This window comes from Gordonia otitidis NBRC 100426 (genome assembly GCF_000248075.1).
In the GTDB taxonomy this organism is placed as follows: domain Bacteria; phylum Actinomycetota; class Actinomycetes; order Mycobacteriales; family Mycobacteriaceae; genus Gordonia; species Gordonia otitidis.
This window is the reverse complement of the sequence record NZ_BAFB01000211.1, coordinates 1-15,228: the sequence shown is the minus strand read 5'-3', so window position 1 is coordinate 15,228 and position 15,228 is coordinate 1. Positions and strand designations below refer to the sequence as shown.

At 64.7% G+C, this 15,228-nt stretch carries 14 protein-coding genes and 1 pseudogene; 7 read left to right on the top strand and 8 right to left on the bottom strand.

Features of this window, described 5'->3' with window-relative positions; genetic code table 11:
• The gene (locus tag GOOTI_RS20600) at positions 1-672 is read left to right on the top strand and encodes a response regulator transcription factor (protein ID WP_007240543.1); all 672 of its coding nucleotides are present in this window, start codon (positions 1-3) and stop codon (positions 670-672) included.
• Here the strand turns inward: GOOTI_RS20600 and GOOTI_RS20595 are convergent.
• Entirely contained in the window at positions 651-2,153 is a 1,503-nt protein-coding gene (locus tag GOOTI_RS20595) for a sensor histidine kinase (RefSeq protein ID WP_007240542.1), read from the bottom strand. The two genes, GOOTI_RS20600 and GOOTI_RS20595, sit on opposite strands and share 22 nt — an antisense overlap.
• Before the next feature lie 135 nt (positions 2,154-2,288).
• Between GOOTI_RS20595 and GOOTI_RS20590 the strand changes: the two genes are divergently transcribed.
• Genes GOOTI_RS20590 through GOOTI_RS20575 form a run of 4 tightly spaced genes read left to right on the top strand, consistent with a single transcriptional unit; the run spans position 2,289 to position 6,725 of the window.
• Positions 2,289-3,962, top strand: a complete 1,674-nt coding sequence (locus GOOTI_RS20590; RefSeq protein WP_007240541.1) for a thiamine pyrophosphate-binding protein — start codon at positions 2,289-2,291, stop codon at positions 3,960-3,962.
• Complete coding sequence (locus GOOTI_RS20585) at positions 3,959-4,624, top strand: hypothetical protein (RefSeq protein ID WP_007240540.1); 666 nt, start codon at positions 3,959-3,961, stop codon at positions 4,622-4,624. Before GOOTI_RS20590 ends, GOOTI_RS20585 begins: the two co-directional genes overlap by 4 nt.
• Positions 4,621-5,649, top strand: a complete 1,029-nt coding sequence (locus tag GOOTI_RS20580) for a 3-oxoacyl-ACP synthase III family protein (protein WP_007240539.1) — start codon at positions 4,621-4,623, stop codon at positions 5,647-5,649. Before GOOTI_RS20585 ends, GOOTI_RS20580 begins: the two co-directional genes overlap by 4 nt.
• 56 nt (positions 5,650-5,705) lie before the next feature.
• On the top strand, positions 5,706-6,725 hold the full coding sequence (locus tag GOOTI_RS20575; protein ID WP_051998030.1) for a pyridoxal phosphate-dependent aminotransferase: 1,020 nt from the start codon (positions 5,706-5,708) through the stop codon (positions 6,723-6,725).
• Positions 6,726-6,736: 11 nt separating this feature from the next.
• Here the strand turns inward: GOOTI_RS20575 and GOOTI_RS20570 are convergent, their stop codons facing one another.
• The 3 genes from GOOTI_RS20570 to GOOTI_RS20560 form a co-directional block, all read right to left on the bottom strand.
• Positions 6,737-7,261 carry a DsbA family protein gene (locus GOOTI_RS20570; protein ID WP_007240537.1) on the bottom strand — a complete coding sequence of 175 codons (525 nt, stop codon included), beginning with the start codon at positions 7,259-7,261 and terminating at the stop codon, positions 6,737-6,739.
• A gap of 10 nt (positions 7,262-7,271) precedes the next feature.
• Entirely contained in the window at positions 7,272-7,769 is a 498-nt protein-coding gene (locus GOOTI_RS20565) for a redoxin domain-containing protein (protein WP_007240536.1), read from the bottom strand.
• 165 nt (positions 7,770-7,934) lie between these two features.
• Entirely contained in the window at positions 7,935-9,737 is a 1,803-nt protein-coding gene (locus GOOTI_RS20560) for an N-acyl-D-amino-acid deacylase family protein (RefSeq protein WP_007240535.1), read from the bottom strand.
• A gap of 79 nt (positions 9,738-9,816) precedes the next feature.
• On the opposite strand from GOOTI_RS20560, the gene GOOTI_RS20555 reads away from it, so the two are divergent.
• Positions 9,817-10,710: an alpha/beta hydrolase gene (locus GOOTI_RS20555; RefSeq protein WP_007240534.1), complete on the top strand. Its 894-nt coding sequence runs from the start codon at positions 9,817-9,819 to the stop codon at positions 10,708-10,710.
• Positions 10,711-10,731: 21 nt separating this feature from the next.
• On the opposite strand, the gene GOOTI_RS20550 is transcribed toward GOOTI_RS20555, so the two are convergent.
• From GOOTI_RS20550 to GOOTI_RS20540, 3 genes and pseudogenes are all read right to left on the bottom strand, one after another.
• Complete coding sequence (locus tag GOOTI_RS20550) at positions 10,732-11,505, bottom strand: SDR family oxidoreductase (RefSeq protein ID WP_039994481.1); 774 nt, start codon at positions 11,503-11,505, stop codon at positions 10,732-10,734.
• 213 nt (positions 11,506-11,718) lie between these two features.
• A pseudogene (locus GOOTI_RS26925) lies at positions 11,719-12,141 on the bottom strand (flavin-containing monooxygenase); the annotation flags it as partial.
• A 550-nt stretch (positions 12,142-12,691) separates the two neighbouring features.
• Positions 12,692-13,168 (bottom strand): glutathione peroxidase, encoded by a 477-nt coding sequence (locus tag GOOTI_RS20540; protein ID WP_007240532.1) that lies wholly within the window; start codon positions 13,166-13,168, stop codon positions 12,692-12,694.
• Positions 13,169-13,232: 64 nt separating this feature from the next.
• Here GOOTI_RS20540 and GOOTI_RS20535 point away from each other — a divergent pair, with 64 nt between their 5' ends.
• Positions 13,233-14,279, top strand: a complete 1,047-nt coding sequence (locus GOOTI_RS20535) for an ABC-2 transporter permease (protein ID WP_007240531.1) — start codon at positions 13,233-13,235, stop codon at positions 14,277-14,279.
• A gap of 26 nt (positions 14,280-14,305) precedes the next feature.
• Here the strand turns inward: GOOTI_RS20535 and GOOTI_RS20530 are convergent.
• Positions 14,306-15,228: arabinosyltransferase C-terminal domain-containing protein (locus GOOTI_RS20530; protein WP_007240530.1), on the bottom strand; the 923-nt coding region annotated here is incomplete at its 5' end.

The following is a 15,228-nucleotide window of genomic DNA, read 5'->3' as shown; positions in this document are numbered from 1 at the left end:
GTGCGTGTGTTGGTGGTGGACGACGACGTGCGGGCAGCCGAGACGATCCGTCGGGTGCTGGCCAGTGATGGTTGGAACGTGTCTGTCGTGCACGACGGCGCGGAGGGGTTCCGATCCGCCCTGGAGCAGCGATTCGATGCGGTGGTGCTCGACATCATGCTCCCCGGCATGAACGGCTTCGAGATCGTCCGCGAGCTGCGACGACGCTCGGACTGGGTACCGATCATCATGCTCTCGGCAAAAGACGGAGAATACGATCAGGCCGAGGCGCTGGACTTCGGAGCCGACGACTACCTCGTCAAACCGTTTTCCGTCGTCGTACTCAAGGCACATCTGCGTGCTGTCGCGCGGCGTGGTTCGCACGAACGCCCCGCGATTCTCAGCGCGGGATCACTGAGCCTCGACCCGGCGCAACACATCGTCTCGCGGGGGAACACGCCCATCACGCTCACTCCGAAGGAGTTCGCGGTGCTCGCACTGCTACTACGGAATGCGGGTCGGGTCATGTCGAAACATGAGATCCTCCAATCGGTGTGGGACGAGAACTACGAAGGCGACGAGAACATCGTCGAGGTCTACATCGGTTACCTCCGCAAGCGAGTCGACGCGCCGTTCGGCGTCGCGTCGATAGAGACGGTGCGCGGCGCCGGCTATCGACTGATCGCAGTGTGATCATCTCCTGCATGCCCTCTCGGGTCTGTGTCGTCATCATCGTCGCGCTGCTGATCTGCGAAAGTGCCGCTCGCGAGCGGGCCCTGGAAGTGAAGTAGGGGCAGGACGAGTTCGACGGTCGCACCGCCGTGGCGAGAGTCGACCACGGCAACCGCCCCGCCGTGTGCAAGTGCGATCTCGTGCGCGATTGCCAAGCCGAGGCCCGCCCCCGACGTGTCGCGCCGACGGTCGACGTCGATACGGGAGAATCGGTCGAGCACACGGTGCCGCTGGTCTTCCGGGATGCCCGACCCGTCGTCGCTGACCGCGACGACCGCGGTCGACCCCTCGACACTCAGCGAGATCCAGACCGTCGACATGCTGTGTCTGACCGCGTTGTCGGTCAGGTTGCGCACCGCACGCCGCAGCATGTCCGCATCGCCGGAGACGCGTGCGGCAACGACATGGCCCGCTACCTTCGGCGGACTCAGCGCACGCAGACGAACCAGTTCGTCGGACACCACGTCGTCGAGATCCACATCCGACGCCGTCACGGACAGTCCATGTTCATCGGCACGTGCGAGTAGCAGAAGATCTTCCGCCATCCGCTGCATACGCCGCGCCTCCGGAAGAAGTATGGTGCGGACGGTCTCGAGATCGACAGGCGACGAGGTGTGGTCGGCGAGATCGAGCAGCCCCACCACTGTGGTGAGCGGGCTACGCAATTCATGGGACGCATCCCCGACGAACCGCAACTGCGAATCACGCCCCCGCTCGAGGCGCGCGAGCATGCTGTTCATCGTGATCGCCAGAGTGCGGATCTCGTCGTCAGCGGCGGGCACGGTCACGCGGTGCTCGAGTTCGGTCGACGTGATCTCATTGGCTTGTCGGGTGATTCGCGAGACCGGGCGTAACGAGCGGCCGACCAGGAGATACACCGCACCCGCACCGAGCGCGACGATGACGGGGAGTTCGATCGCCATGAGCGTGGCTGTCGTCCACTCGCTTCCCCTCACCCCGGATGCCTTGTCGAGTGCGACAACGGTGTACGTGTGATCGGAGTAGTCGGCAGTCATCGCCGTCGCGCAGTAGTCGTCGCCATAGCCGGGAACGGTCACGTGATCCGCGTATCGGGCTTGCGGCTCCCCGCCCCCACGCGTATGGCCGTCGACCTTGATCGGCACAGTGGGAGCTCCGGGCGACGCGGCTACCACGTGGCCCTGCTCGTCGATCACCTGCGTGATGTCGATACCTGCTCCCGGTGTCAGATCGTCGGGGTCGACGGCGGAGACACCGCCGCGGTTGACCGCCGTGGCGATCTGATACGCCTGCCGCCCTGTCGCTCGGAACATCTGTTCGGTGTTCTCCCTGTGCAACATGAGCAGCATCAGAGCACCACTCAGGAGCAACGCGACGACGAGTACGACCGCCGCGACGATCGTCAGTTGCTTACGCACGCCATAGCGGCCCACTCGCAGGCGAACACGGGTGCGTACGGTCACGAGCTCATCCAATGCGGCGTCGTCCGCCGGTCGGTTGCCGATGGACTGTGATCGCAGAGTCTATTCCGTTCCGCGGCCGATCGACAGGTCACGGATTTCAGCAGACCTTCAGGTAAACGCAGGCACTCTTGCGAGATGACCGCCCGCCGAAACGTCGCAGAGCATCTTCTGGACACCCTGCGGCGTCGTGGCATGACATATGCCTTCGGGGTGCACGGCGCCAACATCGAGGACATGTACGCAGCGGCGGCGCGAGTCGGCATTCCGACGGTCGTGGCCAAGCACGAGTTCGCCGCCGGCGCGATGGCCGACGGCCTGGCACGCATGAGCGGCTCGTCAACACTGGTCTTGACGACTTCCGGTGGCGGCGCGATGAATGTCGTTCCGGCGCTGGCCGAGTCGTTGGACAGTCGAGTTCCGGTACTCGCTGTCATCGGCACCCCACCGACGCCGCTCGTCACCCGCGGAGGCTTTCAGGACATGCTCGATCCACCCGACACCATCGATCTCGTAGGTGTGCTGCGCGCGATCACCGGTCACGTCGAAGTGGTCACGGATGCAACGGGCCTCTCCTCCGCACTGAAGTCGGTCTTCGCGGTTCTCGAGCGTGACCTCCCCTGCGCGTTGATCATCCCCAAGGATGTGCAGTCGCAGCAGATCCCGGGCGACGACTGCGTCGACCACGAGATTCCACCCGACAGAGCCGACCACGCCGTCCAGAGCATGCTGACGACTGCGGCAGACCGACTCGTCGACGCTGCGCGAAGTGGCGAGCCGATCTGCCTGTGGATCGGCGAGGAGGCATCCCGGGAACGGATGGGAACGACACTGCACCGCATGGCTTCTCGGCTATCAGCTACCGTCGTCGCGGCGCCCGGCGGTGCCGATGCCGTCAACCCTCTCACCGGTCACGCGGGTATCACAGGCGTCATGGGTCACCCTTCCGCCCGCACCGCCCTTGCCGCCGCATCGATCTGTGTGGCTGTCGGATGCAGGATGACGCTCACCGACCGTGGTGGACTCGATGACGAACTCGATCACCTCGAGATCGTCCACATCGGGCGCCACAGTCCACGACCACCGCGCGGGACGACGATCCTCGTCGATTCACTCGCCGACGCAGTGCGCTACCTCGACGACACGCTCGCCGACGCCGGACTAGTGCCCCGCACGCTGCCCGACGTCGAAACCACCTACCTCGAGCCGCCAGCCCGGAGAAACGTCGCGCTACCCTCGCTGCGCGAGATCGTCGACACAATCTCCGACGTGATACCAAGCGGCGCACGGATATTTGCGGACGCAGGCAATGTCGGAGCAGCCGCAATCCACTATCTGACCCCGGTCGCAGACCAGCGATTCACGGTCGCACTCGGCATGGGCGGGATGGGTTATGCCATCGCCGCCGGGATCGGCGTGGCCGTCGGACTCGCCGAACGCAGCGTGATCATCGCCGGCGACGGTGCGTTCTTCATGCACGGCATGGAGTTTCACACCGCAGTAGAGCACGACGCTCCCGTAACGCTGGTCATCCTCAACAACGACGCACACGGAATGTGTGTGACCCGCGAAAGCCTGTACTTCCCGGACACCATGGGCGTCAACCGATTCCGGCCCACCGACATCGCCGGCGGGCTCGCGGCGATGTTCGCAGGTCTCGACGTGCGGCATCCCTGCCAGCTCACCGAACTGCGCGCCGACTGCGCAGAACTGTTCTCCGGCACCGGCCCCAACGCAATCGTCGTCGATTGCGACCCGGACGAGGTGCCGCCGTTTCTCCCGTTCCTGGCGAAAGGATCACCACCGACATGACCATCGACACCACACCCTTGGCCGATCTTGGCGAACAGGCAGCCGACCTCGACGGATTGACAAGAGTGGAGACCCATCCCCGTCAGACCGCCACACCGGTGATCCTCGACATGCTCCGCTCTGTGTACCCGCACGACACCATCTACGGCAACTTCTGCACGGTGCAGGGCTACGTGAACGCGCCGGCCCGCGAACTCTACGACTGGCTCGCCGACACGAGATCGCTCGAGGAGTGGACCTACAGCCTCCGCGGTTTCTCGACGACCGATGAGCCCGGACTCTGGGTCGCCCAGGACCGACTGGGCGAGGCGACCGAGATCTACACGCGAACCGTCACGAATCCGGACGCGATGACCGTCGACTATCACTGCGCGTGGGATCAGGGCAAACACCTGTGGATGGTCTATCTGATGCGTGTCGTCGACGCACAGATCGTCCTCGACACACCTGGTTCGGTGGTGCTGTGGACCAACTGCAGACACCCGTTCTACGAGAAGAATCCGTTCCCGGACACCGCACCCGCCGACCGCCCGGTGTGGGTGGGTGACTTCTGGGACATGTTCTCCGCAGGACATCAGCTCGAGCTGAACAACCTCAAAGCGATTGCCGAATACCGCCACGCCAACGATCTTCCCCTCACCCCCAATTGGATGCGCTCATGACCCACTCGCCCACGCTGACGCTCGCCGACGTTGCGGGCTACCTCCCCGACAATCGCGTACCCGCAGCGTTCTTCAGCGAGTACGCGGAAAGTGATGCACTCGCCGACAATGTGATGTTCTCCGCGCCTGCATACCGTCACCACGCAGCAGAGGGAGAGACGTCGGCCGACATGATGATCTCTGCCGCCAGGATTCTCACCGAGAGACATGGCGGGGACTATCTCGACGACGTCACCGTCGTGTTGACCCACAGCCAACTTCCCGAGGTACCGGTTCGCGGATGCGGCGGCGAACTCGCCGATCGGTTGGGCTTGCGACCCCGTACGGTGCTCGACGTCCACAACGGTGGGTGCGCGGCATTCATCCACATGATCGATCTCGCTGCCGCACTGCTCTCCGCGACAGGAGGCGGCAAGGCCCTGGTGGGTCTCGCGCAGAACAGCGCGTCGCAGATCTTCACCCAGGACCAGGTCCGTGGCAAAGCGCAGGCGGCGATACCCGGCGACGGTGCGGCGGCGGCGACCGTGACCCTGGACGGCGAGAACGGCTCTCCGGTATTGGGATTGATCACTCATTCGTACGGCGAGTACTCGGCCGACATGACGTCGGTTGCCGAGCCCGACAGACGGTACTGGGAGGCGGGGCCAGGACAGATACACATCGGTTTCACGGAGGCGAAGATCACGAAGGTCCTCGCGCGCGGCAATCGAATGGTGCCTGCCGCGGCCATCGAGGTTGCCGACTCCATCGGCATCGCACCCGCAGCGCTGGACTGGTTCATCACCAATCAGCCGAACCGGATCTTCCTCCGGAACTGGCGAGAGGCGCTGGAGTTGCCCCCGGAACGACATCCCGACACCTTCGACGAGTGCGGAAACCTCTTCGGGGTCGGGATTCCGATGACTCTCGACGCCGCCGTCACCGACGGGAGAATCCAATCCGGCGACGTGGTCATGATGTCGGCGTTCGCGCATGCGGGCGACTTCGCGGGGGCTGCGGCGCTCCGCTGGTCCGGCAGACGATGACACCCCCGACGACAGCAACTCCGTCGGCTGCATCGCCGACAGCTACACCCCCGGCCATGTCGACACGGGCACATGTGGTTCGGCTCGATCTCAACGAATCCGCTTATCCCCCACTGCCATCCGTCGCCGAAGTACTGCGCGAGCAGGTGGCCCGAACGAATCTCTACCCGGAGTTCCTGCCACACTCGACGCGGCGCGCCGTCGCACGGCATCTCGGGGTCGACGACTCCATGGTCAGCGTGGGCCCGGGGGCGACCGGAGTCGCACTGCAGACCCTGCACGCAGCGGTGCGCAATGGGGCGCGCCGCGGCGTGGACACTCCCGAACTGGTGACCGCCACGCCGACGTTCGACGGGTTCCCGATCCTGGCCGACATGGCGGGTCTGCGTATGCGCGGCATCCCGCTCGACGCCAGGGGCCAGGTTGACCTGACGGCGATACACGGCGCCATCGGCTCGAACACCGTCGCGGTGATCATCTGCTCACCGCACAATCCAACCGGCGCCGTGGTCGACGAGGCCGTCCTGCTTTCCTTCCTGAACGCGCTGCCACCGCACCTCACGGTCATCATCGATGAGGCTTACATAGAGTTCAGCACTGCTGCACCGGATCTGGCCGGACTCCTGCATGCCCACCTCGGGACGGTGGTACTTCGTACATTCAGCAAGGCCTATGGCCTCGCGGCACTGCGAGTCGGCTACGGGGTCGGGAACGCGCGCGTGATGGCGGAGGTCCAGCGACTCGAGGTGCCGTTCGCGGTGGGCGCACCGGCACAGGCTGCGGTCCCCGTGGCACTTGCCGCACACACCGAATTGGCGCAGAGGGTGACTGCGATGCGCACGCAGCGCACGCGACTGGCGCAACAGCTGCATGAGTTGGGGGCTGAAACACTGACCAGCGAGGCCAATTTCGTGTATCTGCAGGGAGACGACGGAATAGCGCTCGGATCGCTGCTCACCACCTCCGGAATCCCGGTGAAGCAGGTGCGCGGACACGGGGCGCGGGTCACGGTCGGTGACGGATGCACCACCGAACACGTTCTGGCTGCGCTCAGGGCAACCGCTGCATCCGCATAGGCGGGAACGTACTAACGTCCCGATGCGAAGATCTGTGCGAGCACCTCGGGCAACTCGGTGTAAGGCCCCGGGAAGAACTGCTCGTTGATGAAGAACGCGGGCGTGCCGTTCACACCGCTGCGGAGGCCGCTGTTGATATGTCCCTGAATGCGATCGGCGAACTCTCCGGCGTTCAGCGCGTTCTCCACGGCCCTCTGCTCGAAACCGAGTTCTGCTGCCAGCTCGCGATAGAAGCTGTCGCCGAGTCGGTCCTGGTTCTCGTAAAGCCGATCGTGCGCTTCCCAGAATCGTCCCTGACTTCCGGCGTACTCGGCGAACTCCGCGGCGCTCAGTGCCTGCGGGTGGATCTCTGGGATGGGAAAGTTGCGAAAGCAGAAGCGAAGTGAGTCCGGGTATGTCCGTTGGAGGTCTTTGACGATCGGGTAGGCCTGCCCGCAGTACGAGCATTCGTAGTCGCCGTACTCGACCAGCGTGATCGCGGCCTCGTCCGGGCCCTGGGTGTAGTCGTCGGATCCGACGGAAGGGGTCAAGGTCATCGCGGGCTCCTCACGAATTCTTCTGCTTGAGCGCTTCGAGTGCGTCGAGCACTCCGTTGACTCCGGGATTGATGGCCATCGGCGACAGGTAGCTCCAGGCGATCACCCCGTCGGCGTCGACGACGAACAGAGCACGCTTGGAGCACCCCGCGTCCTCGTCGTATGCGCCGTACGCTCGTGACACCTCACCCTTGGGGTTGTAGTCGGCGAGCAGGTCGTAGCCGAGCTTGCGGGATTCCTTGAAGGCCTGGTGGCTCCACGCGCTGTCGACCGAGATCCCCAGCAGCGCCGCGCGATAGTCCTGGAGGAGCGGCAGCGACTGGTTGAACACGGCCAGTTCGTCCCCGCACACCTGACTCCAGTCGGCGGGATAGAACACGAGCACCACCGGGTTACCCTTCAGTTCAGACAGGCTGAGGGACTGATCAGGCGTCGCCTTGAGTGTGAAATCGGGGGCCGTGGTTCCGGCCTCCAGGATGCTTTCGGGTGCGGTTGCTGTTTCGGCCATGAATCGATCGTTGCACGACACCGGGCCGCATCGCACCCGAAAGCACCACTGTTGAGCGTGCCGTTTCTCGTCACTCCAGATGCCCCGTCAATCGCATTCGGGCCTATATGCAATGGTGACGTCACAGGTGTAGCAGAAGACCCGAAAACCGTTACCGATCCGGCGTCAGCGGATCGGTGTCAACTCGGCCTCGTTGCCGGTGCCCTGCATGGACACAGGCGGCGTGGACCGCCCGGCGCGGAGGAAGCTGCCTGTCCTCACGGTCCCCACCGCCGACGAGAACCGGCCATCGGCGAAGACGGTCTGTCCGCTCATCAGCACGGCCCGGACCGCGCTGTCGTTGCGGTTCACCATGCGCGACATACCACCGAACTGTTCTATCGGTGCCTCCACATACGCCTCGAGTTGCTCGTAGAGATGCTCGGGATCGATCACCACGAGGTCGGCGCGGTCACCGACGCGCAAGTGCCCGGCGTCGATGTCGTAGAAGTCGGCGACCTCGCCGGTCAGTCTGTGGATCGCGTATTCGCTACTCATGAAGGGCTTTCCGGCCCGCTCGGCATCCCGGACATGGCGCAACAACCGTAGGCCGCTGTTGTAGAAGGCCATGTTGCGCAGGTGGGCGCCGGCGTCGGAGAATCCCATCTGCACCGTCGGCCACGTGGCGATCTTCTTGAGCATCTGCGGCCGGTGGTTGGAAATCGTCGTACGCCAACGCAGTTGTCTGCCATGCTCGACGACGAGGTCGAGGAAGGCGTCGACGGGGTGCACTCCGCCACGGTCGAGTCCCACCTGGCCGAAGGATTTGCCGATCACCGACTCGTCCGGGCAGGCAACGATCTCGGCGTCGAAGAAGTCGCGGTGCCACACCCTGATTCCGAACTTCTGCTCGTAGTCCTTGCGGAACCAGCGCCGGTAGTCCTCATCTTGGATCAGCGCATCCCGCTCTATGTCGTCGCGTAGGTGCAAAGCGGCTGCACCGGAGCCGAATTCCTCGAAGATGACGAGATCGATGCCGTCGGCGTACACCTCGAACGGGACCGGCAGGTGCTGCCACCGGAAGTCGCCACCGAGTCGATTGATCAGCGCTGTCGGGTGATCCATCAGGAGCAGCGCTTTCTCGTTCGACTTCACATCGGCAGCCGAGAGGAGCGAGGTCTTCAGCACCGGCCGGCCGAACCCGATGGACTGCACCATCTGCGACACCAGGTTCAGCGGATTCTGGATGTCGGGACCCGACTGCAGCACGCGCCCGCTGTGACGCAGCATGCTCTTGAGTCTGCGGAGCTCCCTGGGCTTGGCGTAGGTCGACGGCAGGGTGCGTGACCGGCAGGTCAACCCGTCGAGCTTGTCGAACTTCAGTTGCTGCGACGAGAGCCCTACGAATCCCTCGACGAGTGCGTCGCCGAGCATCTCCTCCATGCGCGCCTGCTCGGCCCGGGTCGGTCGCACGTCGGGACGTGTCGCCCGATCGAGCCCCATCACAGCCGTCCGCATGTCCGAGTGTCCGATGAAGGCTGCGAGATTCGCGCCGAGCGGCAGACCCTCCAATCGATCGACGTACTCCTTGGGTGACGTCCAGTCCTTGTGCTCGTCCACCGCTGAGATGACGTGATCACGCGGAATCGCCTCGACACGCCCAAAAAGGTCGCCCGCCTCTTCGCCGTCGACGTAGATCGTCGAGAGCGAGCACGACCCGATGAACACGGTCGTCACCCCGTGCCGGAGCGACTCGGTCAGTTCCGGGGTATCGAGCACCTCGACGTCGTAGTGGGTGTGGATGTCGATGAGTCCCGGTGTCACCCAGGTACCCCCTGCATCGATGACCTGCGCGCCCTCGGTGTCGAGAGGCCCGGCACTGATCGCTGCCACCCGACCGTCGCGAATGCCGATGTCGCGTATCGCCGAGGCCGCTCCCGTCCCGTCGAACCACCGGCCTCCCCGGACGACTGTGTCAAATGTGGACATGCGGCTCCCTTCGCCGCGCCAATCGTGGCACAGATCACAGTTGATGTAGACACTTTTCGATAAATGTATAGTCGCGGCGATGACCACCTCCGATGTCGCGCCCGATCTCCGACGCACTGCCCGCTGGATTCCACACGGGCTCGGACTGCGCCACCTCCCGATCCCTGTCCTGCGCGTTGGCGGACTGAAGCTGTCCAGACTGCGCGGTGTCCCGACCGTCGCGATCGCTCCTGGCGTCACTGTCCGTCTGCACCGATCCGCCGGAGCGCAGGTCACCGGCGCGGCGATGCTGTGGATCCACGGCGGCGGATACGTTCTCGGCTCGGCGGGTCAAGACGACGTCTACTGCCGCGACCTCGCCGACACCACGGGCGTCACGGTGGCTGCCGTGAACTACAGACTTGCACCGGCATTCCCGTATCCGACGCCCTCAGAAGACTGCTACACCGCACTCTCCTGGCTGGCCGAACAGCCGTGGGTCGACCGCGACCGTATCGCGATCGGAGGTGCCAGTGCGGGCGGCGGCCTCGCCGCGGCATTGGCCCTGTTGGCCCGCGATCGCGGTGACATCCCGCTTGCCGCACAGGTTCTCGTGTACCCGATGCTCGACGATCGTACGGCCTCCACACCCAGTGGACGTCGATTCGTACTGTGGTCCGAGCGCGACAATCAGCGGGCATGGGATCTCTATCTCGGCTCCGCGGACAGAAACGTGGCGGTGCCCGCCCGCCGTAGCGACCTCGGCGGCCTCCCGCCGACCTGGCTCGGTGTCGGAACGTGCGACCTGTTTCACGACGAGACACTCGATTACGCTCGACGCCTCCGCGCGGCAGACGTCCCGTGCGAGGTCGAGATCGCGCCGGGCGCCTTCCACGCGTTCGATCAGTTGGCACCGAAAGCGCCGACCACTCAGAGGTTCAACACTTCGCTGCGCACGTTCCTGCGTACGCGACTCGAGACGGTCGTGAGCTGACAGCGCATCGGGTTTCGCCCGTCAGTCGGCCGATGTCGACCCGTTGAGGGTACCGAAATCCTTGTGCGCCAATCCCGCAACCACCCCGCCGTCGACGACGAACTCCGAGCCCGTCGAGTAGCTCGATTCGTCCGACGCCAGGTACACGACGAGCGCTGACACTTCTGACGGTTCAGCGACCCTTCCGAGCGCTGTCTGGAAGATGTCGTCCGGCACCCACTCGGTCATCGGTGTCCTGATCAGTCCCGGATGGATCGAGTTGACCCGGATGCCGCTGGGACCCAGCTCCAGCGCCGCGGACTTGGTGATCCCTCGTACACCGAACTTCGACGCCGTGTAGCCGTGCGACGCCATCGTCCCCGCGAGCCCCTCGATCGACGAGATGTTGATGATCGACCCTGCGCCCTGCTTCTTCATCTGCGGCACAACCGATTTGATTCCGAGGAAGACGCCTGTCAGGTTCACGTCCAGGATGCTGCGCCAGTCCTCGAGCGAGTAATCCTCGAAAAGCCCAAAATTCACGATGCCTGCGTTGTTCACCAGCACGTCGAGTGAACCTAACTCCTGCACCGTCAGGTCGACGGCGGCACGCCAGTCGTCGGGCCGAGTCACGTCGAGGTGGACGTAGCGCACCGCGTCCCCCACCTCGTCGGCGAGCGCCCTTCCCGCGTCGTCGAGGATGTCGCCCGCGACGACCCGCGCGCCCTGCGCGACCATTCCGCGCACGTGCGAGGCACCCATCCCCCGGGCTCCGCCACTGATCAACGCCACTCTTCCGGCCAGTCGCTCGCTCATCTTCTCTCCCTTGTCATCCGGTGGTGGCGCCGAACAGGTCGTAGTCGTCGGGATCGACGCGTCTGGTCCAACGCCAGAGGTCGACGATGCGCGCACCGAACAGTGACGGTACGTTGCCACGCGAGTTCCGGTAGTAGCTCGACACACCCTCGTAGGTGTAGACCATCTCGGCGAGCCAGTGTGGAACGCGGGACCGGGAAAGCTCTCGGCACCCGGTACGTCGGGGATGGTCGCGTTGCTGAACTGGCCGACCGCGCAGATCAGCGCCCGAGCGTCGAGGTTCTCGTGGACGCCGTCCGCGGTACGCACCCGGACATGCCAGACGGAGTGCGTCGTATCCCAATCGGCTGCGATCACCTCGGTGCCGGTGCGCACGTGAGAGGTGACGTCGTAGCGGTCGGCGACCTCGCGGAGGTAAGCCAGGATCTCGGGTTGCGTCGCATAGTGATGAGCCCAGTGGTCGGCCGGCTCGAACGAATACGTGTAGTACTGGCTGGGAATGTCGACCCTGCATCCCGGATAGCGATTGGTCTGCCAGGTTCCGCCGACGCCGTCGTTACGGTCGATGATCGTGAAGGGAATCCCCGCCTGCCGCAGGCGAATACCGGCCAGGATTCCGCTCTCCCCCGCACCCATCACCACGACGGGAAATGCGGCGCGCTGCCGTGGTGTCGATACCGGTTCCGCGACCGGCTGGTCGTCGGGGGTGAATCGCAGGTCGGCGGCGACGTAGTCGAGGAACTCGTCGGGCACCGTTCCCGCGCTCACCACGGCCAGCATCCGACTCAGATCGGTATCGTCCGGGACGAAGGGCGGCGGACACCCGCGGTCGCGGTAGTCGACGATCACCTCGAAAGCGCGGCGTCGAACCCGGTTCTTGTCGTCTTCACTCATGGCCCCCTGTAGATCCATCGCGATGAGCGCGTATGGACCGGGCAGCTCGTCGAGCAGTCCGACATCACCGGTCATGTGGACCATCGACATCAGGAGCGCGGGAACACTGGCTTGCTCGACGGCTGCGCGAACGACGTCATCGGGGTCGTCGAAGGGCAGGCCGATCAATCGGCGCAGTCCCGTGTCGGACTGCCCGCGTTCGGCGGCATCTGCGCTCACACCCGCAGACCATACGCTTCGACTATGGGTGTATGACGTCTCTTCGTGGTTTCGGGTCCGAACCGGTCGCGACTCAGATCAGCTTGTCGATGTCTCCGGTCAGTTTCTCGGGCTTCACGGTGGGCGCGAACCTGTCGACGACCTGCCCGTCGCGGTTCACGAGGAACTTGGTGAAGTTCCACTTGATGCGGTTGCCGAGCACGCCTGATTTCTGTTCCCGCAACCACGCGAACAGCGGGTGTGCGTCCGAGCCGTTGACGTCGACCTTGGCGAACATGGGGAAGCTGACGTCGTAGGTGAGTGAGCAGAAGCTCTTGATCTCCGCTTCGTCACCCGGCTCCTGATGTGTGAATTGATCGCACGGAAAACCCAGCACGACCAACCCGCTGTCGGCGTAGGTCTTGCTGAGCTCTTCGAGCCCCTTGTACTGCGGGGTGAAGCCACACTTCGACGCCGTGTTGACGATCAACAGCGGCCGACCGCGGAACTCGGCGAGGTCGACGGTGTTGCCGTCGATGTCCGTCGCGGTGAAGTCGTATGCACTCGCCATGGCGATACCCCCGGTGTCGATCGGCTTGTCCGCAGCTTATCCGACGACCGAATAGCCTTGAGGAGTGCGCACCGCAGATCAGTTCCGAAGCACATGGCACGCCGTCCGCACGTCGCGGTTCGCACCCGCACTGGTGATCGTGGCCATCCTCGGCATCGCCGCGGCTCTTTTCGTCGGCTCGTATACGTATTCGACGGCCAACCCGAAACCCGAACGCGTACCGATCGCCGTCGTCGGCACACTCCCGGGGTCGCAGTCGGCGGAGGTCGAGGTGAAGCTGGCACACGAACTCGGTAGCTCACTCGACGTCCGTCACGTGGCCACCGATGCCGAAGCGTTCGACCAACTGCAGAACCAGCAGGTCTTCGCCGTCGTCGACATCGACGTCGACACGCGGACTGTCGATGTCGCCGTCTCGAGTGCATCCGGTGCCACCGTGGCGCAATTGTTGGAGCAGGCGACGCCCCAGGCGACCGCGGGACTGGGCTACACGGTCAACGTCCGAGACGTCAACCCACTACAACCGCGAGATCCGCACGGACTCACCATCTTCTACATGATGCTCGCCGCAGTGATCATCGGGTTCGTCGGCGCCATCCAACTCGGCGTGCACGCCAACAAGCTGCGCCCGTGGGAGAGAATCGGCTTCACAGCCCTCTACTCGCTGTTGGGCGACTTTACCATCTGCGCCATGATCGACTGGATCATCGGGGCACTCACCCTGCCGGTGCTCGAGGTGTGGCTCATCCTGGCGTTGACCATGTTCACCTGCGGCATGATCTTCACGATGTTCAGCTCCATGTTCGGCAGGTGGGCGATCCTACCGACCTGGGCAGTCATGGTGCTACTGGGAAATCCGTCGTCGGGCGGCTCGGTGGCGTGGCCGCTACTGCCGCGGGTCATCGCGACCATCGGCGGCTGGCTGCCGCCGGGGGCGTCGGTCAACGCACTACACACCGCGGTGTATTTCCGCGGACACCAACATCTCTGGCCATTCCTCGTGCTCGTCCTGTGGTCCGTGGTGAGCATTGCGGTCTATCTGTTCGAGCGGCGCGTACGCGGCCACGCCCCCTCTCGCACGGCGGCCACAGCCGACATCGGCGCAGCCTGACACCTCACTGGTCCGAGGACGGCACGTCAGAACCCCACGGCGCGTATCTGTCCCGGTGACCACAGCCCGTTGTGGACGTCGGTCGTCACCGTGAGTTGCGCCGGTTTCTGCGGCACGAGCGGCGTGAGTCGCTGGAGCATGCCCCAGTCCTTCGCCCAGTCGTTGCGCAGGTATGAGGGCAACACAGTTGGGCGCAACTGGTTCTCGACGATGCCGAGTGGTCCGCCGGCTGTTCCGGCCATCCAGCGTTGCGAGTTGACGCGCTCCCCCTCGCGGTCCGGGGAGATGCGCCACTCGGGCGTCTCCAGCACACCGTTGTGTACCTGTGCAGGACGCTGGCACGGGAACGCGAGCGCCGCCTCCCAGTCGATCATCACGGGAGCCTCGCTGCCGACGAGATCGTCGAGCGTCACCATTTTCGACACACGCGGCGGTGTGACGGCCAACCACTGGTCGGAGTTCGTCGACGTGTCCTGGGCGAGAACTCGGACTACTGTCGCGCCCTGCGGCGCACCGTCGAGCTGGAAACGCAGGTTGCGCCAAGCCGGGGCACCGCCAATGTCCATCGGGGTCATGATCCCCGCGGGGGTCACGGTTCCGTCCGGACCGACGCGACCGAACTGCAGTCGAACCTGCTGACCCGATCGGGTGACCGCGAGGTCGTCGATGTACTCGATCTGTCCGGCGACCGACATCGTGATGAGTGGCGAATCGGCGCTCCGCTCGGGCAGTTGGTACCAGTCCGATGTCAGATTGCCCGTGCCCGACGCAGACCCGTAGGTTCCCAGCACGGGGGTGCGCTGCGGCGAGAGCCCGAAGGGCAGCTTCACGCTGGAGCCGTTGACACCTGTCGTCGACGTCGTGCCGCCCGCGGTGTCACTCGACGGACTCGACGTGTCCGAACCCGTCTGATCCGTTGCATCCGACTGCGTCCGGTCGATCTCGGCCG